This window comes from Christensenella sp. KGMB01412 (genome assembly GCF_055522415.1).
In genome coordinates, this window is record NZ_JBVFVW010000004.1 from 334,572 (window position 1) to 360,069 (window position 25,498).

Here is a 25,498-nt window from a genome sequence, read left to right on the forward strand (position 1 = left end):
CCGGAGCTGCCGGAAAACATGAGAAAGAAACACAATGAAGGAGAAGCCAAATGGGAAGCTTTGGAAACAGATTATTTGCAGCAATCGGGCTGGAGCGCGTTCCGGTGGATGAAGCTTACGCATATGAACCGGAGCGGGAAGATTACGACGAACAGAAACAACCTGCCAAAAAAAGAAAGAAGAAGACGCAGAAAAGCGACGGCGATAATATAGTCAGGCTTTATGATTATGAGGCCAATATTATGATTTTCAGGCCGGAGCATTTTGAACAGGTCAATGATATTGTAGGCAACCTGGAACAAAATACGCAGGTGGTAATCAACCTTGACGATGCAAAGGAAGAAACGGCGCGCCGCATCGTTGATTTTGTCAGCGGGGCGTTGCTGGCGCTCAGGGGCAGCCTGTGCAGGGTATCGCAAAGCATATACGTCGCCACGACGGCAAATGTGTTTATTGAAACCAGCGGCAACATCGATTGCCCGTCAAACCTGGAAGAAGCTGCCGTCGCTGACTAAAACGGAACGAATACCAAAGGCCCGCACACAAAACGTGCGGGCCTTTGCCGTTTGTGGAAATAGTATGTGATATCGTACAAAGGATTCAGTGCCGGGCGCATAAAACGCCTCCCTTCGGAGACGCGCCGTACAGTTCAAAAAATCAAAACTGAGTACGGCGCGCTGCATCCGCCTATTCAAGCATAAGCGGCGCAACGTGGTCATGGCTTCTCAAGCTCCTCGGCGCGGCATCTTATGCGCTCGCCCGGTGGCCTTTTTGACACGGCAAAATCAACCGCCCGGAATTTCCGGGGGCGCGGCACGTTCGATGAGCGCAAGCTTTTCGCCGCGGGACAGCTGCTTGATTTCGTATTCGCGCCGCATGGCCGCCTGCTTGCTGTCGGCGCATTCCAGATAGACAAGCTTCACGGGCCGCCGCGCCTTGGTATATTTTGCGCCGTTCCCGCTTTTGTGGGCGTTCAGCCTTTTGCTTATGTCGTTTGTCCAACCGGTATACAGCGTGCCGTCTGCGCACAAAAGGATATAGATGCAGTTTTGCTTTTCCATTCGGCTCCGTTCCGGCCCGGATTAGGGCCTTTCTATCACAAATCATACCAAAATAAAAGGTCTGCCTCAAGCGCCGTTTTGCCGGGGACGCGTAAATGCGCTGCCATGGTGGGGGGTTAAAACGCTTACAGAAAAATCAGGTTTATCTCAGGAGGCGCTTACTGCTAAAATTAATTTGCTTTTGGCCGGGCGGGGGTGTTTACTAAAATAAAGAGAAATTGGCAAGGAGGCGGGAAATGATACTCAGTGTAAGCAGGCGCACGGATATTCCGCGGTTCTATTTTGACTGGTTTTTGAACCGGCTAACGGAGGGCTATGCGCTTGTGCGAAATCCCATGAACTTTCATCAGGTGAGCAGGATAACGCTTTCGCCGGACGTAGTAGACTGCATTGTGTTCTGGACCAAAAATCCAAAGCCCATGCTGGAAAAACTTGACCGGATTGCCGCTTATCCTTACTATGTCCAGTTTACAGTCAATCCCTACGGCAGAGAGATTGAAGGCAACCTTCCGGGGAAAAACGAGCTTGCCGATACGTTCAAACGCCTGTCGGAGCAGCTTGGCCCGGAGCGGACCGTTTGGCGTTACAGCCCGGTTCTCATCAACGAAACCTATACGGAGGCGTTTCATGTCGATTTTTTTTCGATGCTTGCGGAGCGGCTTTCGGGCTATACGGAGCAGTGTAAGCTAAGCTTTATCGACCTGTATGCCAAAATCAAAAAACGGATGGCTGCGCTTGGCGTGGGAGAGATTCCGCAGGAACAGAAAAACCGGCTTGCACAGCAGTTTTTCAAAATCGCGGCTGGGCAGGGTATTGCGGTTTCCGCGTGCGGAACCATCGACCTTGCGGCAGCGGGCGTGCCGCCCGCAAAATGTATTGACGACGCGCTTATTTCGCGTATCACGGGGTATCCCTTCCATTTGAAAAAAGATCCCGGTCAGCGCGGGGACTGTTATTGTGTTTCCAGTGTGGATATCGGCGCGTACGACACCTGCGGCAATGGCTGCGCTTACTGTTATGCCAATGATTCCGGGCAGGCCGTAACGCGTAACTGCAAACAGTACGATCCCGCTTCGCCGCTTTTGTGCGGAAGCCTGATGCAAGGGGATAAGGTTACGGAACGCGCGGTGAAATCATGGAAGGAAAAGCAGACGCAAATGCGGCTTTTTTGACTGGTTTCAGGATTTCTGCGCCCCGGACATATTTTCGGCGGCTTTGCAGACGTGCCGCATTGGTGTGAACGTTCCCCTAATCAGTGCCGGTTTTTGACGAACCGGGACGACAAAATATCAAAAATCGATTCGTTTGCCTTTAAAAAGCATGCTCTCGAAATAATTCCAATGGATGAAATATATTTCTTACAATTTGAATTGCGAAATATATTTCCAAAATAAAAAATTATCTTGACTTTGCGCCCTGATGCAATTATTGTATTAAAAAAGAGACACGGAAACAATCCAGAAAATTCTTACACATAAAAAGCAACCGAATTCGATTTTACATACGGCGTTCCCAAAACAGGGAAAAACCGCCGGTGTTTTAAAAATTCGAAATGTGGGAACGTTCACAGAATTTGTGGAAAAGCGGCTTCAGGATACTGTCAGAATCTGAACGCAAAAATACACATTTTCGTTCAGCCAGAATTTTATGGTAATCAATTTATTTTTGATTGAAAACGCCTGAACAGGCGTTTTTTTTTGCCCTTTTTTCGGGAACGAAAATGTGTACGCTGTCAGTCAGGTTACAAAAAAGCGTTTTGTTTGGGGGAAGCGGCGATGGCGGAACAAAAATATCTGGTGCTCGATTTTGGCGCGAGCCACGGAAGATGTATTGTGGCGAAATATGACGGCGAAAGCTTTGAAATGGAGACTGTGCACGAATTTGACAATATTCCGGTAAGGTTTGCGGGAACCCTTTATTGGGATGTGCTGCGCCTTGCGAATGAAGCCAAAACAGGGATCAAGGCGGCATATCAAAGGCACCGGGATCTTTGCTCGGTTGGAATCGATACCTGGGGCTGCGATTTTGGATATCTGGACAAATGCGGACGGCTGCTGGAAAATCCGGTCAATTACAGGGACGAAGCACGTTATATCTACAAAAAAGAACTGGACGAGGCGTTTGGAGAGTACGAAATTTTTAAGCTCGGCGGCACAAATACCAATAACATTATGGGCCTTTACGAGCTGTACGCGCAAAAGCAGCAGGATGCAAGCGCGCTATGCGCGGCAGAGCGGCTGCTTATGATGCCGGACCTTCTGAATTATAACCTTACAGGCGTTGCGGTAAATGAATATACGAACGCGACCATGACGCTGATGGTGGATCAGGAAAACAAGCAATGGGAAAAACGGTTTTTTAAGCGCCTTGGGCTGCCGCAGCATATCTGCAGGGAAATCCTGCAGCCGGGTACGCTGATTGGCGAAATACAGCCGGGCGTTGCACGTGAATACGAGGTTCCGCAGCTACCGGTTGTCGCCGTGGCGACACACGATACCGCAAGCGCGATGGCGGGCGTGCCGGTCAGCGCAGAGCAGACGCAGGACTGGGCGTATATCAGCCTTGGAACATGGGCGATCTTTGGCGTCGAAGGGAATACGATCCACCGGGACAGGAGAACCTTTGAGCTGGGCTTTGCCAACCAGGGCGGCTGCGAAGGCAAAACAAATCTTGTAAACCTCTTCACCGGCTTGTGGGTGATTCAGGAATGCCACAAACGCTGGAGTGAAGAAGCGGGCAGGAAGCTCAAATGGGATGAGGTAATCGATGCGGCGCAAAAAGCCGGGGGCGGCAGGGCGTTTATCGACCTTGACGCGGAGGAGTTCGCGCATCCAAATCCCAATATGCCGCTGCGGATACAGGAGTACCAGAAAAAGCGCGGCGGTTATGTGCCGCAGGGCATGGGAGAGGTCGCGCGGTGCGTGTACGACAGTCTTGTGCTTGCCATCAAATATTGCGGCCTTGCGATTGAGCGGATCACAGGAAAAAAACTGGAATTGCTCCATGTGGTCGGCGGAGGCTCCAAAAGCAGTGTTTTATGCCAGTGGATTGCGGATGCGATTGGCGTGCACGTAAAAGCGGGACCTGCGGAAACAACGTCGGTTGGGAACCTGCTGATGCAGATGAAGGGTCTCGGACATATCGGCTCGCTGCAGGAGGGAAGGCAAATTGCCGCGCGTTCGGCGAACACAAAGGATTATTATCCTGCCAAAGGCGGCGGCTGGGACGATCTATTTGAACGTTATATGAAGGCAGTGGGGAAAACAATATGAAACAGTCGCCTGAATTATACCTTGTACTCGATAACTGTTTTGCGATCAAGCGCTGGGTAAGGCCTGCTGAATGGATGCGCGTGGCAAAGGAAATCGGTTTCTCCTACGTGCAGGCCAGTACGGACAACGAAATGGATCCGTTGTTCTCTACGGAAGGTTATATGGACGAGTGGTTCCGGGAAGTGGAAAAGGCGCAGCGGGAAACAGGCGTTACGGTCGCCAACTTTTTCACCGGCTACCAAACCTACCGTACCATAGGCCTTGCGCACCACAACGCGGGTATGGCGGAGCACCTCAAACAAAACTGGATATTCGAGCTGATGCGGCGTGCAAAAGGCCTTGGGGCAAAGGGCCTTGGCTTTAGCTTCTGGGCGATACCCGAGGCGGCGATGCAGCAGCCGGATGAATATAAAAAGCGCGAAGGACAGATCATACGCATCATGCAGGAAACAGCCGCTTATGCCCGGCAGCTTGGCGGGTTTGAAGTAAGCTTCGAGCAAATGTACGTACCCTACCAGCCGCCCTTTACCATTGGACAGACGGAACGGTATTTACAGCGCGTCTATGAAGCGAATGGGAATCCGGCCTATGTCACGCTGGATACGGGGCATATGATCGGTCAGGCAAAATACCAAAAGCCCACGCGTGAACAGCTTGTGGAAAGCTTTGGCAAAGAGCGGCCCGGCATATGGCTGGGCAGCGACAGGCAGTACGCGCAGTGGCAAAGCTTTCGCAAGAGCGGCGATTACGAGAGGGGCGCGGACGAAATCCTTTCCGGCATGGAGGAATACGGGTACCTGTTTGCAGGCCCGGAGGATACGGACGAATACGAGTGGTTCCGCAGGCTCGCAAAATATTCGCCGATCGTGCATATGCAGCAGACGGACGGCGTAACCGCGGGGCACGTTTCATTTACGCCGAAGGCCAATAAAACGGGCATCATTACTGGAGAACGCCTGCTCTCAGCAATCGCGGAATCCTATGCCCGCGAGGATGAAATCATGCCCCCGGCAGAAAAGATTTATCTCAGCTTTGAGCTTTTTTATTCCAATATGGCGACCAAATACAGCATTTTCGAGCAGCTTCGCGAGACGCTTGCGTACTGGCGCAGGTTCATCCCGAGGGATGGGATCACACTTGCCGAAGCGCTCAAAAATAGAAAGGCATAACAGGAAGGGGAAGTCCTTCCGGAAAGTTTATAGGTACCTTTTCAAAAATCTAAATCGAGGGTGAAGGAGAATTTCAGGAATGAGTAGGGAAGAGTTGATCCGTCTGAAACACGTGAGCAAAACGTTTCCGGGCGTGAAAGCGCTGCAGGATATTTCCTTTGGGATCAATAAAGGAGAAGTACACGCTTTGCTTGGCGAGAACGGCGCGGGGAAGTCCACGCTGATCAAAATACTGGCGGGTACTTACGAACCGGACGAGGGCTCGGAGGTCTATATCGAAAACGAAAAAGTGACGAGCCTTACGCCAATCACCGCAGTCAAAAAAGGAATCGCAGTCACTTATCAGGATTTTTCACTGTTTCCAAACCTGACGGTTGCGGAAAACATCGCGATCAGCGGGGTGATCGAGGAAGGGAAAAAAACTGTTAACTGGAAGGCGCTCAAAAAAACGGCGCAGGCGGCGCTTGACAAAATCGGCGGAGGAATCAGCGTAGACGCGCGGCTTGGAAGTTATTCCGTAGCAAAGCAACAGCTTGTAGCAATCGCGCGTGCGCTCGTGTACGACGCAAAGCTCATTATTCTGGACGAACCGACCTCGTCGCTTTCGTCCTCAGAGGTACAGCTTTTATTCGATATCATAGACGGCCTCAAGAAAAAAGGCATGGCCGTGCTTTTCATCAGCCATAAGCTTGACGAAGTGTTCCAGATCGCCGACAGAATGACGATCATGCGCGACGGGCAGTATATGGGAACCTACGAAACAGGGGATATGGACAGGCGTAAGGTCATATCCCTTATGGTAGGCCGAAACGTGGAATTTGAGCGTACGGGTATTACGTCCGCAACAGACGTGCCGCTGCTCGAGGTAAAGAGCCTTTCCAGAAGGGGAAATTATAAGGATATCAGCTTTACCCTGCATAAGGGTGAGATACTTGGTATCACGGGGCTTGTGGGCGCGGGACGGACGGAGATGTGCGAGACGCTGTTCGGCCTTTCGAAGGCAGACAGCGGGCAGGTCGTCCTCAATGGAAAAAAGGTATCGTTTTCAAATTCCAGCGAGGCTGTAAAGGAAGGCTTTGCGTTCGTGCCGGAAAGCCGGCAGACGGAAGGGCTGGTGCTCGAGAACAATGTGGAAGAAAATATAACGATCAATATTCTGGACCAGCTGGTCGGCAAGCTCAGTATCGTGGATAAAAAGCAGCGAAGTGAAAAGGCGAAGGAGTATATCAATATGCTCAACGTAAAGCCGCCCTATCCGGAGATGCAGGTGTCAAAGCTGTCCGGCGGGAACCAGCAAAAGATTGTAATTGCAAAATGGGTAGCAACGCATCCCAGGGTAATGGTGATCGACGAGCCAACCAACGGCGTAGACGTCGGAGCCAAGCAGGACATCCACAACATCCTGCGCGAGCTTGCCGCACAGGGAATCGGCGTGATCATGATTTCTTCAGACCTGCCGGAAATACTGGCGGTGTCAGACCGGATACTTGTCATGAGAAGAGGGCACATCGTCGCCGAGTTCAATGGTGACGACGCCACGCAGGAACTGATCATGAATGAAGCAATTCTGTAAGCAAAACGATTGTGGGTGATTACTATGAATAATGTAAAAAAAGTACTAAAGACAAAAGAAGGAATGCTGCTGGGCATCATTATTATCATCGTAGCAGTTATTTCAATCGTAAATCCGGTTTTCTGGAGACTGGATAACCTGATGGACATCCTCAAAAACTGCGTTGTGCTGGGCATCCTGTCCTGCGGAATGCTGCTTGTGGTGCTCACCGGCGGCATCGACGTATCCGTAGGCGCGGTCACCGCGGCGTGCGCGTGTATTGTGGGGACGTTCCTCATGCAGGTTTCGGATAATATTTTCCTGGCGCTGCTTGTGGGGGTGGGCGCAGGCGCGCTGATGGGGCTCGCCAACGGACTGCTCGTAGCGCGGTTGCAGATTCCTCCTATTGTAGCCACGCTGGGCACGTTCAACATCATAAACGGCATCGTAAAATATGCAACGAACGGTACCTGGATCACAGGTATCCCCCAGAATTTTATCGATTTTGGGCAAATCAGCTTTTTCAATACCACGGTGGACGGCGTTACAAAGCCGGTCGGCCTGCCCATACAGGTGGTGTTCCTGATCGTTGTGGCGGTCGTCACCTGGGCGCTTCTGAAATACACCCGTTTTGGCAGGAGCGTTTACGCGGTGGGCGGCAGCCGGGATTCGGCGCAGCGCATCGGCTATAACATCAAAAAGACGGAGACGCTGCTGTATATGTACCTTGGCGCGCTCGCGGGAGTTGCGGCGCTGGTGCACACGTCCATTTACCGCCAGGTGGATCCCAATTCCTTCGCGGGATTCGAAATACAGGTCGTTGCGACCGTGGTAATCGGCGGAACCAACATCCAGGGCGGTTACGGCTCCGTATTTGGGGCGATCCTTGGCGTGGTGTTCATGACGATCCTGAATAACGGCCTGATCCTGATGCGTATCCCAACCTTCTGGCAGCAGATCGTGGTCGGGATCATCATCGTGGTCGCGGTCAGTATCGACGCGATCAGCAGGTACAACACCGAAAAGAACCGCCGCAAGGTCGACGTGGCGTAAGCGGAAGGAGAGGTAGGGAATTATGTTTAAGAAAAATCCAAAAGAAAGCGTTCTGCTGATCGTATGTATCGGTGCGTTCATACTGATGTCCATCCTGTCTCCCAGGGATTTCCTGACGGCCACAAACCTGCAGTCCATGGCATTCCAGATTCCGGAGCTTGGCATCATGGCGCTCGCCATGATGGTGGTGATCCTCACCGGGGGCATCAACCTCTCGCTGACCTACGTGGCGTCGCTGTCCGGCATTACCATGGCGCTTGTAATCAGCAATCTTTATTCATCCGGTGCAGATCCGGCGGTTTCGATTGTACTGGGGCTTGTGGCCGGTCTTGCAATGGTGCTTGGATGCGGGCTGTTAAATGGTTTTCTGGTCGCGCACCTTCACGTATCGCCAATCCTTGCGACGCTTGGAACGATGATGCTTTTTGAAGGGATTGGGCTCAATCTCACGGAAGGACGGGCGATCTCCGGATTCCCGGAAAGCTTCAGCGTAATCGGCAACGGTACGGTGGCGGGAATACCAATTTCACTGATTATTTTCATTGTGATTGCGATCGTCGCGTGGCTCGTTATGGAGCGCTCGCCCTGGGGCACAAAGCTGCACATGCTGGGGAGCAACGAAACGGCGGTCAGTTATTCCGGCGTCAACGTCAAAAAACAGCTGATGCAGGTATATCTCTTAAGCGCGGTGTTTTGTTTCCTCGCAACGCTCGTTATGACGGCGCGCTACAATTCCATGAAGGTGGATTACGGCTCGTCATATCTGCTGCAGAGCATTCTTGCAGTGGTGCTTGGCGGGGCGAGCATCGCGGGCGGCTATGGAAAGGTGTTTGGCACGGTGGTGGCTGTATTCACGCTGCAAATTGTGTCGAGCGGGCTCAACATTTTCGGACTCAACCGGTTCTTTGTGGATATCGTGATGGGCTGCCTGCTGATCGCAGTGCTTGCGCTCAACTTCGTCTATTCCAAAGTACAGGATAAAAATATGCTGAAAAAGATCAAGGCAAACGAAGCATGAAATTTGCGGGGAAAAACCCTGCAGAAAAAATAGATTCAGAGGAGGAATCAATATGAAAAAAATAGTTGTATGGGCGTTATGCGTCATCATGGTGTTCTCTGTGGTACTCACCGGTTGCAGCGCCGCGCCGGCTGCTTCTTCAGCTCCTGCGGAGGCTTCGTCTTCACAGGCTTCTTCAGACGATGGCGGCGCGGCTGCTTCTTCGGACGGCGGCGCAAAAACAGACGGCTCCAAGGTGAAGGTAGTTATCATGCCCAAGCTCGTTGGTATCCCTTACTTCAACGCGGCTGAAAAGGGCGCGAAGCAGTGTGCCGAGGATATGGGCTTTGAAGTGATTTACGCAGGGCCGACGGAAGCGGACGCAACGCAGCAGTTCAAAATGGTGGAAGACTACATCGCGCAGGGCGTAAACGCAATCTGCGTGGCGCCAAACGATCCGGCAGGCCTCACTCCGGCGCTCAAAAAGGCAAAAGAAGCGGGCATTGCGGTTATTGACTGGGATACGGCTGCGGAAAAGGACGCGGTGGACTATTCCATCCATAACGCGGACGACCAAGAGCTTGGCGAGCATATGTTCCAGAAGCTGTTCGAAGCAATCGGCAAGGACGAAGGAACCTACGCAATCCTCACAGGCGGCCTCGAGGCGGAAAACCTCAACACATGGATCAAGTACGGTATGGACTGGGCAGAGCAGAACTATCCCAACATGAAGCTCGTGACGGATAAAATCCCCACGAATGAAAAACAGCAGGAAGCTTATTCCAAAACGCTTGACCTGATGAAATCCTATCCTGACCTTGACGGTATCATGGGCATGAGCACGCCCACGGTTCCCGGCGCCGGGCAGGCCATCCAGGAGCTTGGCCTGCAGGATCAGGTTGCGCTTGTCGGCCACGCGATGCCTGCGGATGCAGCCGAATATATCAAAGACGGCTCTGCAGACTGCGGCGTTCTGTGGGATATCTATAACCTTGGCTACCTCACGGCTTATGTCGGCTATATGGCGGCAACCGGCGGCGAGATCAAGGACGGCGTAGACGTTCCAAATGTCGGCGCGCTCCAGCTCAAGGAAGACGGCAAGACGATCATCTTAGGGCCTCCGCTTGATATCACAAAGGAAAACGTAGACGAACTCTCCAGCAAATTCTAACGGCAGAAAAATGAAATGAGTGGTTGCGGGCGGGCTGCGGTCCCGCCCGAATCACTGTATGGGTGAAAATCCCCGCAGGTTTAAAATGGAAAACAAAAAGAAAATCAATATACTGGATGTTGCGAGCCACGCGGGAGTATCAAAAACGACCGTATCGCGGGTGATGAACAACAACGGATATGTCGCGCAGCGTACGCGGGAAAAGGTAAACAGGGCGATCAGCGAGCTCAATTACGCGCCCAGCGCATTTGCGCAAAACATACGGACAGGCAAATCAAAGACGATTGCAATGATGATCCCGGACACGTCAAACACCTTCTACATGGAAATTTTCAAGGCGGTGGAGGATATTGCGCTCAAAAACGGCTATATGGTCATATTGTGCAATACCAGAAGATCGTTTGAAACGGAAGTAAAGTATGCGGATAAACTCATGAAACGCAATATTGACGGCCTTTTGTATTTTACACAGCAAAGGACGCCAAAAAACGAAGCGTTTTTCAGGGAGCTTTCAAAAAAAGTACCGTTGGTTTTTATGGACTATGCGTTTGCGGACGTGGAAGACATCTGCTGCGTTGCGATGGAGTGCAAAAGCTGCTCGATGGACGCGGTAAAACTGCTCTACGATAAGGGAAAACGCAACATTGCCTATATCAACCTTCCGGACGCCAACAACGTAACGCTCAACCGCTGCGAGGGATATAAGCAGGGCCTGCGGAATTTAGGGCTCTCCTGCCGTCCCGGGCTTGTGATCCTGCCAAAGGAGAGCAAAACGCGCACCATGGTGGAGATCGGTTACGGCGCTGCAAAAAAGCTGATCACGGAAAACAGCGACGTTGACGCTGTGATGACCGCGTCCGACCAGCTTGCCATCGGCGTAATCAAATATCTGAAGGCAGCAAAAATAAGGATTCCGGACGACGTCAGCGTATTGGGCTTTGACGATACCGTCATGTGCGAAATTGTAAACCCGCCGCTTACGACGATTCGCCAGCCAATCCGGAAAATGGGCAACGAAGCGGCAAAGCTCCTGATCAAAATGATTACGGAAGAACAGATATCGCAGATCAAGATCATTTACAATGGTTCTGTCATAGAGCGGCAGAGCACTTAATACCTACAGGAAAAGGGAGATATAGTCATGAAATACAGTGCAATTATCGGATCGCTTGGGCAGACGAGCGACCGTTTTATGAAGTGCGGTTATAAGGATCCGCAGGTGGATAACGTCGAGTTTCCGGACGTAATCGGCACGCTCGCGAAAACAGGCGTATTGCAGGGCGCGGATTTATACCAGGCTCCCACGGGGCCGCTTTCGGATCCGGACACGGTCAATGAGATCCTGACAAAAAACAGCTTTACGGCGTCCTCCGTACTGCCCCAGGTGTTTGGAGACAGGCAGTGGCAATGGGGCTCCATCACAGCCGCCGACGCGCATACGCGTAAAAAAGCAATGGAGCTGATGCGGCAGAATATCGATTTCAACGCGAAGCTTGTCGGCAGCCCGAGCGTAAACCTTTGGCTGGGGCAGGACGGTTTTGATTATCCGCTGCAGACAAACTACGGTAAGCAGTACGATTACCTGATAAAAAGTGTGGGGGAGCTTGCAGACTACAACCCGAACATCAGGCTGACGCTCGAGGGAAAGATCAGGGAACCGCGTAACAGGTGCCTTGTCGATACGACGCTTACCGCGCTTCTTATGTGCATGGAGATAGACCGCGATAACGTTGGCGTGGCAATCGATACGGGCCACGTATTTTACGCACAGCAGAATGTGGCGCAGAATATCGAAGTCGCGGCGCGCTACGGAAAGCTTTTCATGATGCACGTAAACGACAACTACAACCTGTGGGACGACGACATGATCGCCGGATCGCTGCGGTATATGGAATATATCGAAATGTTTTACGCACTCAAAAAAGTCAAATACGACGGCTTTATGTCCATCGATATTTTCCCATACAGGGAGGACCAGTACGAAAGTACGCGGGAAAGCGTGCTCACCATGCAAAAGTTTGATGAAGCGGTGGACCTCATTGGGTTTGACAGGCTTGCGGAGCTGATCGAGGAGGGAAATCCGAATAAAACGGTGAAAGCGGTACGCGAAGCAATTTTTAAGTAAGGGGACGGATATGAAAGCTTGTATTTATCATGGAATTGAACAACTTGCGGTGGAAGAAAGGGAACGCCCCGTCCTGCCGCAGGGCGGAGCGGTGGCAAAGATACTGAGGGCGTCGGTGTGCGGCACAGACCTGCGGGCGTACCGCTCCGGCAGCGATAAAATCGAGGACGGCAGGATTATCGGACATGAGGCATGTTATCTTCTGGAGGATATTTCGCCTGAAATAAAAGGATACGAAAAGGGGGAACGCGTGATTGTCGCGCCCGCAGTCGGCTGCGGCGAGTGCCGCCAGTGCAAAAAAGGCAAGACAAATATGTGCGATACGCTAAAGACCATTGGTTTTGAATGGGACGGCACGTTCGCGCAGTATTGCGCGATCCCTGCGCAGGCGTTTCGCATGGGCAATGTAATCCGTGTGCCGGAGCATGTTTCGGACGTACAGGCGTGCCTTGCGGAGCCGGTGGCGTGCGCCATCAACGCGCAAAGCTATCTTACCATTGGCAAGGGGGATGCTGTCCTCGTGTTTGGCGCGGGCTACCTTGGCTGCATCCATGCGGAGCTTGCCTTCCTGAGCGGGGCAAAACAGGTGATTATTGCGGAGATTTCCGCAAAGCGCAGGCAGCAGGCGCAAAAGGACGTAAAAGGCGTTGTTACGGTGGATTCATCCGCGCCGGATTTTAAGGAACAGATCGGAAAAGTTACAAATGGCAGTGGCGTAGACGTTGTGATTACAGCCTGCCCGGCGGGAATTACCCACAAAACAGGGCTGGAGCTTTTAAATAAGCTTGGCAGGATGAGCCTGTTTGGAGGGCTTGCGGGCGATGGGCACGGATTTTTGGACAGCAACCTGATCCACTATAAGGAGGCGGCGGTTTACGGCGTGCACGCATCCAGCGCAGAGCACAATAAACAAGCGCTTGACCTGATCGCAACAGGCAAGCTGGACGTAACAAAATACGCGCAGGAATACCCAATGGAACATATTGGGCAGGCAATGAAAGACCTGATTGCAGAGGATGTGGTAAAAGCGGTTCTTAGCTGTGAAAAGTAAATAAAATCGTTTGAATTGATTTCCCTACTGAAAAAGGGGCTGCTCCCCGGATGATTTTATAGCAGCTCCTTTTTTATGTGATATCGTGCATGCTTACGAGCCAGCCGCAATCCAGGGCAACAGGCGCGGTCCGCAAAAGCCGACTGTACCCGCGCGAAATGGACAAGGGCGATAAGCGGCTGCTGGGCACAACCCCATAACAGCTATCCGCATTTCCTGCATGCGCGCGATTTCCCGGATTCTTCGGCGCTGCCCTTAAGGATTGTTTTTGATTTGGCAAGGGAGCTGCAGTCAGGCGTAGTATGGTAAACTTTTCCGTTTGGCGTCCAGTAAACGGTCTGCGTACGCGGACTGACCGTCTCTTCCGGACTCGCGGTCTTATCGGTTGCAGGCGCGGATGCAAGGGGATCCTCCGCCATATTGTCTTGCGTTTCCTGCATTTGTGGGGATACCGTTGACGTGGGCAGGGGTGTGGGCGAAGCGGCTTCCGGGGCCGGCGTATCTGCGGGCGTTGCCTTTGGAGTAACCGTTATGGCGGGAGCATGGGAAATGGACGGTTCAAAAGCCTCCCTTTCCGCACCGCAGGCTGCAAGCGGTACGATGAGTATAACAGATAATAACAGGGCAATCATTTTTTTCATATCGGGACTTCCTTTGGAAGATTTTACAGGGATGTGCCCCCTGCCTGTTATCATAGCACCTTTCACAGCCCGGTTCCACTGCCCGGCAGTGATTGGATGGAAGAAAAAACATGTCGTGACAAAATGAAATGGGATTTCAGTGTTTAAAAAGTGCGCTCCTGTTTAAAATTAAGTTACCAAGGAGGTGCGTTATTATGGCAGTAGAAAAAACAGATCCGGGCGAATTTGTGGACGAGGAAGCGGTTGTTCTCACAAATCCGGCAGATGAGGAAGAATTTGACAATGGAGTATCCGCATCCTTTATCCGTTTTGACGATATGGATGAAGATAAACCGGAAGCTTCAAAAGAAAAATAAGGCGGTAGCATAAGCCGCCCGTCAGGGAAATGATGAACCGTCCGTTCGGGCGGTTTTTTCTTTTTGCTTTACAAGGCCGATAAAAGTCTGAAGAGGCTGTGTCAGGTATTTGTCCCTGTGATAAACGATGTAATTGGTGTTCTCAAGTGAAAATCCCTCGATACAAAGCTGCGTCAGGGTTCCCGCCGCAAGTTCGTTTTTTATCAGGATTTCCGGCAGGATGCTGACGCCAAGCCCGTTTTTTGCCGCTTCGATCAACGCCTGCGAGTTGACGCTTGTCCATGCGCCCTCCGCGGATAAATGCTTGAGAAGCAGCACGCTGTCAAAAGCGTCGCGTATGGCGCTGCCCTTTTCCCGCAGCAGGAGCGGCTCGCGCACAAGCGCGTCGATGGGGACAGGGCCTTTTTTTGCAAGCGGATAGGAAGGCGAGCAGACGACAGTAAGCGTAAAAGAGGAAAAAGGGAATTTTACGAGCTGTTTATGCGGAATCACGCCCTCCACAAGCGCCGCGTCGATTTCATTGTCCATCAAACGTTTCTGGATGTTCCGGGCGCTGTCTACCTCCACCCGCACGGGTGCGCTGCAAAGGCCTGCGAATTCACGCAGCAGCGAGGGGAGCAGAAAGTTTGCAATGGTAATGGACGAGCCGAGGCGTATGGGCGCGGGATGCGCTGCGCCACACGCATCCGATGTGAGGTCACCGTAAAGCTCCAATATGCGGGTAGCCTTATCGAGAAACGTTTTTCCGGCTTCCGTCAGGTATATCCGGCGCGCGATCCGGTCAAACAGCACGCAGCCGGTTTCCGCCTCAAGGCTGCTGATCATGTGCGATACGGCAGGCTGCGTCATGTAAAGGCTCTTTGCCGCGCCGGTAAAGCTGAGCTCCCTGCATACGGCCTGAAAGACCTGCAGCTGGCGTATGTTCATATGGTTGCGCTCCAATCCATTACTAAATAATTATGATATCAATAAAATAATAACATTTCATTGATCGATCTGCAACTGATATAATAAATGTATCAAAAGGGGGCTGTTGCAGGTGGAAGAAGGAAAAAAGGTATCGTGGCTGTGGCTGTTTGGAATTAATTTTGTCATCAGCGCATTCACGTTTGGCGGCGGATATGTGGTTATTCCCATGATCCGCAAATATTATGTGGAAAAAAAGCACGTGTTCGGAGAAAAAGAGCTGATGAACCTCGCGGCGATTGCGCAGTCCTCTCCCGGGGCGATTGCAATCAATCTGTCCGCGCTCGCGGGCTATAAAGCGGCAAAGCTTCCGGGCGCTGTCATCAGCTGTGTTGCGGCGGTTGTTCCTCCGCTTATCATTTTGTCGGTCATCTCTTCGTTTTATACGGTATTTCGGGATAACTGGGTGGTCGCCGCCGCGCTCAAGGGAATGGAAGCCGGCGTGTGCGCGCTGATCGTGGATGTGGTGTGGGACATGAGCAAGGCGGTATTCGGGGAAAAGCAACCGCTCCTGTGGATATTGCTGCCCGCCTCATTTGTACTCGTGTTCTTTTTCCGGGCAAATGTGATGCTTGTGATCATAGGCGGCGCGGCGCTGTGCTTTATGACCGGGTGGCTGAATAAAAAGAGGGAGGCGCGCCATGGGCACTCTGGTTAACCTGTTGGTAAACTTCCTGCAAATCGGGTTATTCAGCATTGGAGGCGGATATGCGACGATTCCGCTCATCCAGGAAGCGGTTGTAAATGCCCAGAACTGGCTGAGTTTCCAGGAATTTACGGATATCATTACCATATCGCAAATGACGCCCGGGCCGATTGCAGTCAATACCTCCACGTTCGTCGGGATACGGATCGCAGGTATTCCAGGCGCGCTTGTCGCAACCTTTGGATGTGTGATTTCAGGCTTTGTCATCTCCATCCTGCTGTTTTGCATTTTTGAAAAATACAAAAATACGAATGGGGTTATGAGCGTGCTGGGCGGCCTTCGAGCCGTATCGGTGGGGCTGATTGCCGCGTCCGCAGGAACGATTTTGCTGATTGCGCTTTGCGGCACGTCGGATCTCTTTTCAGGCGCGGCGCAGATAAATGCAGCCGCCCTTATGCTGTTTGGCGCGGCGCTCTTTATCCTCAGGAAATTCAAGTGGAATCCAATGCTTGTCATGGTGCTGTGCGGCGCTGCGGGCGTTGTGATTTACGGTTTTTTCAGGCTGTAACGGTATGATCACGAAAACAACTGAATAAACCGGCCTTCCCGGGTTATCATTAATGTAAATACGTTTTACCAGGGAGTAAATTATGCTGAGATACATTGACCATACAAAAATGGGACGGGGGATCCATGGCTGGCTGGACAGCCATTTCCACTTTTCCTTTGCGGAATATTACAATCCTCAAAATATCCAGTTTGGAGTACTGCGCGTGGTAAACGACGACATGGTACAGCCGGGCACGGGCTTCGACACGCATCCACACCAAAACATGGAAATTCTTTCTTATGTGGTGCAGGGAGAGCTGACGCACGCGGACAACATGGGAAACGAGCAAACGCTCACACGCGGACAGGTGCAGTACATGAGCGCAGGTACGGGCGTACTGCACAGCGAATACAATATGGGAAAAGACCTGCTGCGTTTCCTGCAAATCTGGATTCTGCCGGACGCCTCCGGGTACCAGCCAAACTACGGAGATTACCGCTTTAAGCTTGAGGACAGGGAAAACAGGTGGCTGCCAATCGCCACGGGCACTGACAACGGGGGCTCCAAAGCGCCAATCCGCATCCATGCGGATATCAACGCCTATGCGTCTATCTTAGGGGCGGGAAAAAGCCTTGCGTTTATGACAGGGGAAGACCGTCAGGCATACCTTGTCGTAGTGGAGGGCGAAGCGGAAATCGAGGGAATCCGCCTGGGAGAACGCGACGCGCTCGAAATCACCGGGCAGGACGTCACGATAAAGGCGCTCAGGGATACGCATATGGTCGTCATCGAAATGGCGAAAGCCTGATAAAACAAAGTAAAAAGGCCGACAGAAATAAAATTGTCAACAATGTAAAGTAAGGACGTATATTTTTTAAAATAGCGTCCTTACTTTTTTGTATAAATCCGTTATAATAAAGAAAAAGAGCAATTACAACATGCGAAACTTACACACCATTTCAGACAGTTATTACAGCAAAAACAGTTAAAAACAGAAAAAGGCGGGGAAGCAAATGGAAGGATATCGTTACTATTTGGCGATTGACATCGGCGCGTCCGGCGGACGGCACATTTTGGCGCACAGGGAAAATGAAAAGCTGTGCCTTGAAGAAATCTACCGGTTTGAAAACAGGATGGTCAGGAAAAACGGGCATTTGTGCTGGGAGATGGACCGGCTGTTTGCAGAAATCAAAGCCGGAATGGCGCGCTGCAAGGCGGAAAATAAAATTCCAAAAAGCGTTGGCATCGATTCGTGGGCGGTGGATTTTGTACTGCTCGACGAAGGCGGCAAAGTGCTTGGCGATACGGTCGGTTATCGTGACGAGCGTACGGACGGCATGATCGAAGCGGTTGGGAATATCATTCCGGAAAGCGCGCTTTATGCGCGTACAGGTATCCAGCAGCAGAAGTTCAATACCATCTATCAGCTGATGGCCATCAAAAAGGAACATCCGGAGTATTTGAAGCGTGCGCAGGCAATGCTGATGGTACCGGATTATTTCCATTATTTGCTGAGCGGGAATCAATCGGCGGAATACACCAACGCCTCTACAACACAGCTCATGGACGCAGGAAAAAAAGACTGGGACAGGGAATTGATCGAAATGCTCGGCTTTCCCCAACGGATATTCCAGACACTGTCGCGCCCGGGCACGTTTGTGGGGATGCTTACTGATGAAATACAAAAGGAAGTTGGTTTTCAGTGCAGGGTTGTCGCCCCTGCTACGCATGATACCGCGTCGGCGGTTATGGCGTCGCCCTTCAGCGGGGAAGGCGCGATCTATATCAGCTCAGGCACATGGTCGCTAATGGGGATTGAACGGGAGCAGCCGGAAAACAGTGAAAAAAGCCGCAGGTACAACTTTACCAACGAGGGTGGCTACGATTATAAGTACCGCTTTTTAAAAAATATCATGGGACTGTGGATGATCCAGAATGTCAAAAAGGAGCTGCAAAACAAGTATTCCTTTGCACAGCTGTGCGATATGGCGGAACAGACGGATTTCCACGCGCTTGTGGATGTGGACGACGGGTGCTTTATGGCTCCCGACAGTATGACAGAAGCGATACAGGACTGGTGTGCCGCACATGGGCAGCCAGTGCCGCAAACGCCCGGGGAGCTTGCAAAGTGCATTTATGAGAGCCTTGCACACAGCTATGCGCGCACAGTGGAAGAGATCGAGGACGCCACAGGCAGCAAATATGAAGCGATCAACATCGTGGGCGGCGGCGCAAATGCGGATTACCTCAATAAGCTTACGGCGCGCATCTCAGGGCGGGAGGTTCTTGCGGGGCCGACGGAAGCGACGGCAACCGGAAACATTGCCGCGCAGATGATTGCGGCAGGCGAGTTTTCATCACTGTCGCAGGCAAGGGATACGATCAAACGGTCGTTTACGATCAAAGAATATGGGAAGGGGATTAAAAAATGAGCAGACGTTATGAAGAAGCAAAGGAACAATATGCAAAAATAGGGGTGGATACCGAGCTTGCAATCAAAAAACTGGAGGCTGCGTCCATCTCCATGCACTGCTGGCAGGGAGACGATATCGCGGGCTTTGACCGCGACGGGGCGCTTACGGGCGGCATCCAGGCGACTGGGAATTATCCGGGCAAGGCGCGCACGCCACAGGAGCTGATGGCGGATATTGATGAGGCGCTCAGCCTCATACCCGGAAAACACAGGCTGAATCTTCACGCAAATTATGCTATATTTGAAGAGGGAGAATTTGCGGACAGGGATAAGCTCGAACCAAGACATTTTAAAAAGTGGGTGGAGTTTGCAAAGGAACGGGGCCTGGGCCTGGACTTTAATCCCACATATTTCTCGCATCCCAATGCCGAAACCTTTACGCTGTCCAGCCCGGACGAGGAAATCCGCAAATTCTGGATTGACCACGGTAAGGCATGTATTCGCATCGCGCAGTATTTTGCAGAAGAATTAAACACCTACAGTCTTGTGAATATCTGGATACCGGACGGCTATAAGGATGTGCCCGCAGACCGTATGGCGCCGCGTGCGCGCCTGAAGGATTCGCTCGACCAGATTTTAGCGGTTGATTTTGACCACGATAAGGTCTTTGTGTCTGTAGAATCCAAGGTGTTTGGAATCGGCATGGAATCCTATACCGTAGGCTCTCACGAATTTTATATGAACTATGCCGCTCAAAACGACGTGCTCTGCCTGCTCGATAACGGGCATTTCCATCCAACCGAGCAGGTTGCGGATAAAATTTCCGCTATGCTGCTGTTTTACGACCGTCTTGCGCTGCACGTGACGCGCGGCGTTCGCTGGGACAGCGACCATGTCGTGCGCTTAAACGACGAGGTCAGCGAGATCGCAAAGGAAATCGTTGCGGCGGACGCGCTTCATCGCGTAATGATCGGCCTTGATTTCTTTGACGCAAGCATCAACCGTGTGTTTGCCTGGGTGGTGGGAATGCGTAATATGCAAAAGGCGCTGATGCTTGCGCTTTTGACGCCAAACGGCAAGCTTGCAAAGCTACAGGACGAAGGCAGGCTCACAGAGCTTATGATGTGGCAGGAGGAGCTCAAGCTGTATCCGTTTGGGGATGTGTGGAACGAATTTTGCGAGAGAAACAATGTGCCGGCAAAGGAAGACTGGTTTCAGGAGATCGCCCGCTATGAGGCGGACGTTTTAACAGCGCGTGGCTGATCATTTCAGGGCATAGGTTACAGGTCGGATGCTGATTTCGCGTGCCTTAACAGGACTGCGGGATTGATAATGGACAGGCGTAAGCGGAGGCAGCCATGAATCAGGAGATATTAAGAAAAATTGAACCGCCCACGCCCGAGGAACAGGGATTTCTCAGCGGGGAGGGGCTCGCGCCGGAGGATTATTTTTCAGGCACGGATTTTGCCGTGGACAGCAAAAAGATGCTGAGCAAGGGAATGCTGATCGCGAGCCGCACGCATACGCGCTTTATCGACTTTCCGCGCCACCGGCACAACTACATTGAAATGATGTATATGTGCCAGGGCTCGGTGACGCATCTTATTGAGGGACGGGAGCTGGTGCTCCGGCAGGGGGAATTCCTGCTTTTGAACCAGCATCTGTACCACTCGATCCGTCGTGCGGAGCGCAGGGATATCGGCGTGAATTTTATCGTGCTTCCGGAGTTCTTTGACGCGGTGCTCGATATGCTGGACGGCGGTAACGTGCTCACCGATTTTTTGGTGGATACGCTGCGCGGGGAATCCGGCAAAATACGCTTTTTGCACTGTAAGGTAGCGGATGTGCCGGAAATACAAAACCTGATTGAAAACCTGCTCTATTCGCTCGTGTGGCGCAAACGGGATGAGGAAAAGCTCAACCAGACCACGATGATGCTGCTGTTCATGCACCTGATGAACCATCCGGACAGGATAGACGTGGGCAAGCGTTACGAATACGAAAACAGTATCATGATGACTGTGCTGCGCTATGTGGATATGCACTACAAGGACGCAGACCTGACCGCGCTTTCGCAGAGTCTCAATCATTCGCTTTCCTCCCTTTCAAGGGTAATCCGCCGCAATACTGGCTGTACCTTTAAAGAGCTGCTGCAAAAAAAGAGGTTCCTTGTGGCGCGGGGGTTGCTTCGCAAAACAAATCTTTCGATCAATGATATCGCCGCCGCGGTAGGCTATGAAAACAACAGTTATTTTTACAGGCGTTTCCGCGAAAAATACGGCGTGTCTCCAAAGGAATACCGTGCGGGCGAAGGAAAAGGATAAGCTTGTCCGAAGGATGTCGCCATTTGTCGGAGATTCTGATGTAAGATGATAATATCAGGCAATATAAAAAAGGAGCTTTCAATAGCTCCTTTTTATATGCAAAGAAAGGAAAGAACAGATATGGTTTTTAATAACAAACTTTATGAACAAAAACGTCAGCAGGAAGCAGCCAGACGCAGGCAAAAAGAGGAAGCTGAAAGAAAACGCAGACAAGAGGAGGAACGAAGGAAACGTGTAAAAAAGGAACAGCAGGAACTTTTGCGAAGCCAGCGGGAATCGAAAATGGTAAAGGTTAATTCTGTCAAAGCAACACAGTCTTTGCTAAATGGTTTTGGATTCACAGATAATAGAGGAAATCCCTTGAAGGAAGACGGAGTGCTTGGAGCGAAAACAAAAGAAGCGACAAAAAAATTTGGTCGGTATCAGGAAGAGCTCGCAAAACCCAGTTTAAAAACAAAAAGATTTCAACAAGAATTAAATCAAAGCGGAATCCGCTATTTGGATGGAAAGCCTTTAAAGGAAGACGGGATATATGGTCCAAAGACAGATCATGTAAATAGTAAGGTTGATAATGAATTTACAGGCTGGTTGATGGACGATCATTACCGGCCTAAAACTGTCAGCCAGAAGCAGTACCCAACAATGCCCCAACTCGAAGATAAAGTGGTGAAAAACATCATGGCGGGAAGATGGAGCGATCTTAATGGCAGCAAAATGGAACAACCCAAACAAACAGGAAAAAGGTTACTCAAGCTTGATCTTCAGTCACCGGCCAGGGAAGCCATTACTTCAAAAAAAGGGGAAAGCAGGAACAATCTTTTGAAGAAGGATGTTAGCCAACAAATAGTAGATCCCACGCAGTTTCAATCAAAGGATGAGCTCCAGGAATACCTGAAACAGAATCCTGACGCTGTTTTGCCAAAAGGGCTTGACGGAAGGATGACAGGAGGCTGGGATCATGCTTTGGCAGAGAAACCGTCGATAAAAGCCGCACCGACAAGCCCGGAAGATTATCCGTTCGAGTTGATTGATGGAGAAGTAAGTTTATATAATACTCCGCAGCACTCTTATTCTGCATTATCCAGACCAGAAGAAAAAAATAGAAATATCGCAATGGAGAAATTAGGAACGTTAAATGGCTTGACTAAAGACAAAATTTTTTCTCCTTTATTAAAAACGATCGAAGATGCGGAAAGCGTTTCCTGCGAGACAACAACAACGACGACTACGGTAGACCAAATTAACAACAAAATCAAGAATCATGATAGGGAAATGAAAGAGGCAGGCAGAAATATTCGCGATGTTATTTTGGGAGGGCTTGGCGCGATAAGCAGCATAAGGGAAGGGACGATCAATCCTGATCAGGAATTTATCAGCGATCAAATCGGTCAAAGGATCGATGGTCAGATTGACCGATTTGAAGATCAAAAACCGCCAAAATACAGTGGATATGATAAACAAGGGAAGAAAATTGGGGAAATAACGAGGGAGACGCTTGATGTCACAACAGGGACGGGAGATTGGAATACTGGGGGAAATTGGCATTACCACAATAAAATTGTTTATGAATATTATGTTCAAGGAAATCAGAAAAAAATATTACGTATAGAAAACAATGGCAAAGAAATATACAATAACTATGCCGAGAATTAGTGCCTATTTATCACTGAAAATATCGAGTTTTTGCGGATGATAAGGCTTCTGCGGAAATTGCACTATAAAGCGCTGATAGAATTTTTCATCTGTCAGCGCTTTATAGGTGATATAAAATGGAAGAAATATCATAAATACTTCTACAAATTTGAGTAAAGTATACCAATCCATAATAGTCAAATCAGTAAAACTCACAGTTCCTACGACCATTCGTACGGCCCAGATGGTTAAAAAAAGAAATAATAATATTCGGCAAAACAAAAGGGAATAACTTTTTTTCGTTACCTTTTTATACAATAGCCTTGATAATATGATTAATATAATATAAAGGATTAAATCGAGCATGCGTAAAATGCAAAACATAAAGCTCAAATCAGGCCAATTCATTAATATATACGGGATCAAAGAAATACAAAAAGCGACAAAATATACCGCTGAAGAAATACAAAAAGCAAGGGAAACAATTTTGGTCCGGTTTTGGCGAGGGTTTACAATCAAACAAATATATAAAGCAAGAAAAGCTCCATACTGAACTGAGAAACCAATAAAATAGCATAATGAATAGTTAAAAATATCCATATCAATCTCAGAAGGAAGCATAGTTCTTATTTCACATGATAGTAACAAAGCATAGAGCACAAGCGCCGCAATACAAAGTATATAAGTGACTGTAACGCGCCGGTCTTCTTTTTTGATTGCGCTATGATCCATAATCCCACCACCTTGTTTCAATAATGCGCAATAAAGCGTTGATAAAAGCTTTCATCTGCCAGCGCTTTATTTGCAAGATAAATTGGCAAAAGAAGAAAAATCGGTTCTAATATCCACAATAGTAAAAACAAATTTTCGACAACCATCAAAAAAGACTCCCATATACATAAGGCTACGTCAATCAGCAAAATAATGAAAAAAAGATATCGTGATATTGCAGTGGTATTTGAATTCGGCTTATTGTTTTTGATCAAAAGAATTCCAAAAAAGATCAAAACAATAACCATAAAGATTCGGTGCATCCTGCCTAAATAAAATGGGAATGTATAATTTTGCGAAAAAATTGGAAACTCAATCAACATTGGAATAACGTAAAAACAAAGATAAGCAATCCCAAAAAGTAAAAATAGTAATGTTATTTTTTTAGTTGTATTCGATCTTTTTCGCCCGAGCAAAGCAGCATAAAAAAGTATTGCTAAAATATAGGTAAAAATAGCAAGGAAAAAAGACAGGAGGTCAAGCCAAATATATTCACTGTAACTCCAAAGAAAAACTCGGGTAATATTTTGTATCTCTTGCCATATCAGCAAAGTATAAAACACAATAGCCGCAATACAAAGTATATAAGTGACTGTAATTCGTTTGTCTTCTTTTTTGATTGCACTTTTATCCATAAATAATCCCACCACCTTGTTTTAGTATAGCACAAACATTTGTATAAAAAACAGATATCTGCAAAAGTAAAAATTGCATGTCTGTATTTACTGCGCTTTCCCTGCTATAATAAAAGAAAAAAGCGGAAAGGCAGGACGCAGATATTGAAAGCGGAAATCACTTATCTCGATAACAGCGGCTTTGCGGTAAAGACGGAGCGGCATTTTTTGATTTTCGATTGCTGGAACAATCGTCCGGAAAGCGGGAAGAAGGGCCTTGCGGGCGGTGTGATCGATCCGGAGGAGCTGAAAAAAGAAAATGTGTTTGTGTTTGTTTCGCATGCGCATGCAGACCATTTCAACAAAATGATCTTTGCGTGGCAGGAGCAAATCAAGGATATCCACTATATCGTATCAAGCGACGTCAGCCGCGCAAACGGCGCGACGATTGTACAGCCGGGCCAGGAATATGCTGTTCAGGATGTCACGTTCAAAACACTGCGTTCTACAGACGAAGGAGTTGCATTCCTTGTCAAAGTGGACGGCCTTACAATCTACCATGCCGGAGATTTGAACTGGTGGCACTGGGAGGGCGAGGATCCGCAGTGGAACAGCGATATGGCGCGGGACTATAAAAAAGAGATAGACCGGCTCATCGGAGAAAAAATCGATATTGCCTTTGTACCTGTAGATCCAAGGCTTGGAGAAAGCCTGCTGTGGGGGCTTACGTATTTTATGCAGACCGTGGGAGCGCGAATCGTATTCCCCATTCACTATGGCTCTGCGGGCAGCGTTGCCGCGCAGGCAATTCGGATGGCGGAAGAGCCCTGCGTACATGGGGGGAAAATTGTTCTTCCCATGCAGCGTGGAGAGACTGTGACGTGGGAAGGGTAAGCGCGCGATTGATTTTACTGCCCGGATGATTTAAACTAAATACAGATGATATTCTTTGGTGGTCAAAACAGATATACTGTTATTATTTGTGTACAAAAGAAAGGACATCAGGTATGAAACAGGAATCACAGGAATACGCGGTAAAGTCGGTGGAGATTGAGACAAAAGAAGTAAACCGCGTGATAGAAATCGTAAGAACGGCGGAGTTTGGGCAGGCGGTGGATATCCTCAGCAAGGCAA

At 49.8% G+C, this 25,498-nt stretch carries 25 protein-coding genes; 20 read left to right on the plus strand and 5 right to left on the minus strand.

Annotated features, from left to right (window positions below; translation table 11 throughout):
- The first annotated feature begins 50 nt into the window (after positions 1 to 50).
- Positions 51 to 515, plus strand: coding sequence for a cell division protein SepF (locus ACS5WU_RS09155; protein WP_052740475.1), 465 nt, complete (start codon positions 51 to 53; stop codon positions 513 to 515).
- A 270-nt stretch (positions 516 to 785) separates the two neighbouring features.
- Here the strand turns inward: ACS5WU_RS09155 and ACS5WU_RS09160 are convergent, their stop codons facing one another.
- Entirely contained in the window at positions 786 to 1,061 is a 276-nt protein-coding gene (locus tag ACS5WU_RS09160; protein WP_302760443.1) for a GIY-YIG nuclease family protein, read from the minus strand.
- A 236-nt stretch (positions 1,062 to 1,297) separates the two neighbouring features.
- On the opposite strand from ACS5WU_RS09160, the gene ACS5WU_RS09165 reads away from it, so the two are divergent.
- The 10 genes from ACS5WU_RS09165 (at position 1,298) to ACS5WU_RS09210 (ending at position 13,451) form a co-directional block, all read left to right on the plus strand.
- Entirely contained in the window at positions 1,298 to 2,233 is a 936-nt protein-coding gene (locus tag ACS5WU_RS09165; protein ID WP_302760442.1) for a DUF1848 domain-containing protein, read from the plus strand.
- A 603-nt stretch (positions 2,234 to 2,836) separates the two neighbouring features.
- Positions 2,837 to 4,333 (plus strand): rhamnulokinase, encoded by a 1,497-nt coding sequence (locus tag ACS5WU_RS09170; RefSeq protein WP_302760441.1) that lies wholly within the window; start codon positions 2,837 to 2,839, stop codon positions 4,331 to 4,333.
- Positions 4,330 to 5,502: an apurinic/apyrimidinic endonuclease family protein gene (locus tag ACS5WU_RS09175; RefSeq protein ID WP_302760440.1), complete on the plus strand. Its 1,173-nt coding sequence runs from the start codon at positions 4,330 to 4,332 to the stop codon at positions 5,500 to 5,502. The genes ACS5WU_RS09170 and ACS5WU_RS09175 overlap by 4 nt, the downstream gene beginning before the upstream one ends.
- Positions 5,503 to 5,581: 79 nt before the next feature.
- Positions 5,582 to 7,075, plus strand: coding sequence for a sugar ABC transporter ATP-binding protein (locus ACS5WU_RS09180; RefSeq protein WP_302760439.1), 1,494 nt, complete (start codon positions 5,582 to 5,584; stop codon positions 7,073 to 7,075).
- 24 nt (positions 7,076 to 7,099) lie between these two features.
- Positions 7,100 to 8,107 carry an ABC transporter permease gene (locus ACS5WU_RS09185; RefSeq protein ID WP_046443690.1) on the plus strand — a complete coding sequence of 336 codons (1,008 nt, stop codon included), beginning with the start codon at positions 7,100 to 7,102 and terminating at the stop codon, positions 8,105 to 8,107.
- Positions 8,108 to 8,129: 22 nt separating this feature from the next.
- Positions 8,130 to 9,125 (plus strand): ABC transporter permease, encoded by a 996-nt coding sequence (locus ACS5WU_RS09190; protein ID WP_046443691.1) that lies wholly within the window; start codon positions 8,130 to 8,132, stop codon positions 9,123 to 9,125.
- A 52-nt stretch (positions 9,126 to 9,177) separates the two neighbouring features.
- Entirely contained in the window at positions 9,178 to 10,275 is a 1,098-nt protein-coding gene (locus ACS5WU_RS09195) for an autoinducer 2 ABC transporter substrate-binding protein (RefSeq protein WP_302760438.1), read from the plus strand.
- Between the two features lie 85 nt (positions 10,276 to 10,360).
- Positions 10,361 to 11,389: a LacI family DNA-binding transcriptional regulator gene (locus ACS5WU_RS09200; protein WP_160295624.1), complete on the plus strand. Its 1,029-nt coding sequence runs from the start codon at positions 10,361 to 10,363 to the stop codon at positions 11,387 to 11,389.
- A 27-nt stretch (positions 11,390 to 11,416) separates the two neighbouring features.
- Entirely contained in the window at positions 11,417 to 12,400 is a 984-nt protein-coding gene (locus ACS5WU_RS09205; RefSeq protein ID WP_302760437.1) for a sugar phosphate isomerase/epimerase family protein, read from the plus strand.
- A gap of 10 nt (positions 12,401 to 12,410) precedes the next feature.
- Positions 12,411 to 13,451 carry an alcohol dehydrogenase catalytic domain-containing protein gene (locus ACS5WU_RS09210; protein ID WP_302760436.1) on the plus strand — a complete coding sequence of 347 codons (1,041 nt, stop codon included), beginning with the start codon at positions 12,411 to 12,413 and terminating at the stop codon, positions 13,449 to 13,451.
- A 203-nt stretch (positions 13,452 to 13,654) separates the two neighbouring features.
- Here the strand turns inward: ACS5WU_RS09210 and ACS5WU_RS09215 are convergent, their stop codons facing one another.
- Positions 13,655 to 14,092: a hypothetical protein gene (locus ACS5WU_RS09215; protein WP_465089104.1), complete on the minus strand. Its 438-nt coding sequence runs from the start codon at positions 14,090 to 14,092 to the stop codon at positions 13,655 to 13,657.
- Positions 14,093 to 14,286: 194 nt separating this feature from the next.
- On the opposite strand from ACS5WU_RS09215, the gene ACS5WU_RS09220 reads away from it, so the two are divergent.
- A complete protein-coding gene (locus ACS5WU_RS09220; RefSeq protein WP_156415150.1) occupies positions 14,287 to 14,448 on the plus strand; it encodes a hypothetical protein in 162 nt (53 codons plus the stop codon).
- Positions 14,449 to 14,469: 21 nt separating this feature from the next.
- Here ACS5WU_RS09220 and ACS5WU_RS09225 read toward each other — a convergent pair whose 3' ends face one another.
- Positions 14,470 to 15,375 (minus strand): LysR family transcriptional regulator, encoded by a 906-nt coding sequence (locus ACS5WU_RS09225; RefSeq protein WP_302761309.1) that lies wholly within the window; start codon positions 15,373 to 15,375, stop codon positions 14,470 to 14,472.
- Between the two features lie 112 nt (positions 15,376 to 15,487).
- Between ACS5WU_RS09225 and ACS5WU_RS09230 the strand changes: the two genes are divergently transcribed.
- The 7 genes from ACS5WU_RS09230 (at position 15,488) to ACS5WU_RS09260 (ending at position 23,000) form a co-directional block, all read left to right on the plus strand.
- Positions 15,488 to 16,072 carry a chromate transporter gene (locus ACS5WU_RS09230; protein ID WP_059109691.1) on the plus strand — a complete coding sequence of 195 codons (585 nt, stop codon included), beginning with the start codon at positions 15,488 to 15,490 and terminating at the stop codon, positions 16,070 to 16,072.
- Positions 16,056 to 16,628: a chromate transporter gene (locus ACS5WU_RS09235; RefSeq protein ID WP_302761312.1), complete on the plus strand. Its 573-nt coding sequence runs from the start codon at positions 16,056 to 16,058 to the stop codon at positions 16,626 to 16,628. Before ACS5WU_RS09230 ends, ACS5WU_RS09235 begins: the two co-directional genes overlap by 17 nt.
- An 82-nt stretch (positions 16,629 to 16,710) precedes the next feature.
- On the plus strand, positions 16,711 to 17,418 hold the full coding sequence (locus ACS5WU_RS09240) for a pirin family protein (RefSeq protein WP_046443699.1): 708 nt from the start codon (positions 16,711 to 16,713) through the stop codon (positions 17,416 to 17,418).
- 205 nt (positions 17,419 to 17,623) lie between these two features.
- Positions 17,624 to 19,042, plus strand: a complete 1,419-nt coding sequence (gene rhaB / locus ACS5WU_RS09245; protein WP_302761316.1) for a rhamnulokinase — start codon at positions 17,624 to 17,626, stop codon at positions 19,040 to 19,042.
- Entirely contained in the window at positions 19,039 to 20,286 is a 1,248-nt protein-coding gene (locus tag ACS5WU_RS09250; RefSeq protein WP_302761318.1) for an L-rhamnose isomerase, read from the plus strand. Before rhaB ends, ACS5WU_RS09250 begins: the two co-directional genes overlap by 4 nt.
- Positions 20,287 to 20,381: 95 nt before the next feature.
- Positions 20,382 to 21,347 (plus strand): AraC family transcriptional regulator, encoded by a 966-nt coding sequence (locus tag ACS5WU_RS09255; RefSeq protein ID WP_046443702.1) that lies wholly within the window; start codon positions 20,382 to 20,384, stop codon positions 21,345 to 21,347.
- 45 nt (positions 21,348 to 21,392) lie between these two features.
- On the plus strand, positions 21,393 to 23,000 hold the full coding sequence (locus ACS5WU_RS09260) for a peptidoglycan-binding domain-containing protein (RefSeq protein ID WP_302761320.1): 1,608 nt from the start codon (positions 21,393 to 21,395) through the stop codon (positions 22,998 to 23,000).
- Positions 23,001 to 23,003: 3 nt separating this feature from the next.
- Here the strand turns inward: ACS5WU_RS09260 and ACS5WU_RS09265 are convergent, their stop codons facing one another.
- Positions 23,004 to 23,732 (minus strand): hypothetical protein, encoded by a 729-nt coding sequence (locus tag ACS5WU_RS09265; RefSeq protein ID WP_465089105.1) that lies wholly within the window; start codon positions 23,730 to 23,732, stop codon positions 23,004 to 23,006.
- Entirely contained in the window at positions 23,729 to 24,385 is a 657-nt protein-coding gene (locus ACS5WU_RS09270) for a hypothetical protein (protein WP_302761324.1), read from the minus strand. The genes ACS5WU_RS09265 and ACS5WU_RS09270 overlap by 4 nt, the downstream gene beginning before the upstream one ends.
- A gap of 144 nt (positions 24,386 to 24,529) precedes the next feature.
- On the opposite strand from ACS5WU_RS09270, the gene ACS5WU_RS09275 reads away from it, so the two are divergent.
- Complete coding sequence (locus ACS5WU_RS09275; protein WP_197408946.1) at positions 24,530 to 25,258, plus strand: MBL fold metallo-hydrolase; 729 nt, start codon at positions 24,530 to 24,532, stop codon at positions 25,256 to 25,258.
- The last annotated feature ends 240 nt before the right edge of the window (positions 25,259 to 25,498 follow it).

What these genes read in the sequence shown, in the direction of transcription:
- ACS5WU_RS09160 (WP_302760443.1), bottom strand. Translation starts at nt 1,061, where the DNA reads ATGGAAAAGCAAAACTGCATCTATATCCTTTTGTGCGCAGACGGCACG.
- ACS5WU_RS09260 (WP_302761320.1), top strand. Translation starts at nt 21,393, where the DNA reads ATGATAATATCAGGCAATATAAAAAAGGAGCTTTCAATAGCTCCTTTT.
- ACS5WU_RS09155 (WP_052740475.1), top strand. Translation starts at nt 51, where the DNA reads ATGGGAAGCTTTGGAAACAGATTATTTGCAGCAATCGGGCTGGAGCGC.
- ACS5WU_RS09235 (WP_302761312.1), top strand. Translation starts at nt 16,056, where the DNA reads ATGGGCACTCTGGTTAACCTGTTGGTAAACTTCCTGCAAATCGGGTTA.
- ACS5WU_RS09220 (WP_156415150.1), top strand. Translation starts at nt 14,287, where the DNA reads ATGGCAGTAGAAAAAACAGATCCGGGCGAATTTGTGGACGAGGAAGCG.
- ACS5WU_RS09190 (WP_046443691.1), top strand. Translation starts at nt 8,130, where the DNA reads ATGTTTAAGAAAAATCCAAAAGAAAGCGTTCTGCTGATCGTATGTATC.
- ACS5WU_RS09165 (WP_302760442.1), top strand. Translation starts at nt 1,298, where the DNA reads ATGATACTCAGTGTAAGCAGGCGCACGGATATTCCGCGGTTCTATTTT.
- ACS5WU_RS09240 (WP_046443699.1), top strand. Translation starts at nt 16,711, where the DNA reads ATGCTGAGATACATTGACCATACAAAAATGGGACGGGGGATCCATGGC.
- ACS5WU_RS09195 (WP_302760438.1), top strand. Translation starts at nt 9,178, where the DNA reads ATGAAAAAAATAGTTGTATGGGCGTTATGCGTCATCATGGTGTTCTCT.
- ACS5WU_RS09175 (WP_302760440.1), top strand. Translation starts at nt 4,330, where the DNA reads ATGAAACAGTCGCCTGAATTATACCTTGTACTCGATAACTGTTTTGCG.
- ACS5WU_RS09270 (WP_302761324.1), bottom strand. Translation starts at nt 24,385, where the DNA reads ATGGATAAAAGTGCAATCAAAAAAGAAGACAAACGAATTACAGTCACT.
- ACS5WU_RS09170 (WP_302760441.1), top strand. Translation starts at nt 2,837, where the DNA reads ATGGCGGAACAAAAATATCTGGTGCTCGATTTTGGCGCGAGCCACGGA.
- rhaB (WP_302761316.1), top strand. Translation starts at nt 17,624, where the DNA reads ATGGAAGGATATCGTTACTATTTGGCGATTGACATCGGCGCGTCCGGC.
- ACS5WU_RS09200 (WP_160295624.1), top strand. Translation starts at nt 10,361, where the DNA reads ATGGAAAACAAAAAGAAAATCAATATACTGGATGTTGCGAGCCACGCG.
- ACS5WU_RS09180 (WP_302760439.1), top strand. Translation starts at nt 5,582, where the DNA reads ATGAGTAGGGAAGAGTTGATCCGTCTGAAACACGTGAGCAAAACGTTT.
- ACS5WU_RS09210 (WP_302760436.1), top strand. Translation starts at nt 12,411, where the DNA reads ATGAAAGCTTGTATTTATCATGGAATTGAACAACTTGCGGTGGAAGAA.
- ACS5WU_RS09185 (WP_046443690.1), top strand. Translation starts at nt 7,100, where the DNA reads ATGAATAATGTAAAAAAAGTACTAAAGACAAAAGAAGGAATGCTGCTG.
- ACS5WU_RS09225 (WP_302761309.1), bottom strand. Translation starts at nt 15,375, where the DNA reads ATGAACATACGCCAGCTGCAGGTCTTTCAGGCCGTATGCAGGGAGCTC.
- ACS5WU_RS09215 (WP_465089104.1), bottom strand. Translation starts at nt 14,092, where the DNA reads ATGAAAAAAATGATTGCCCTGTTATTATCTGTTATACTCATCGTACCG.
- ACS5WU_RS09205 (WP_302760437.1), top strand. Translation starts at nt 11,417, where the DNA reads ATGAAATACAGTGCAATTATCGGATCGCTTGGGCAGACGAGCGACCGT.
- ACS5WU_RS09255 (WP_046443702.1), top strand. Translation starts at nt 20,382, where the DNA reads ATGAATCAGGAGATATTAAGAAAAATTGAACCGCCCACGCCCGAGGAA.
- ACS5WU_RS09250 (WP_302761318.1), top strand. Translation starts at nt 19,039, where the DNA reads ATGAGCAGACGTTATGAAGAAGCAAAGGAACAATATGCAAAAATAGGG.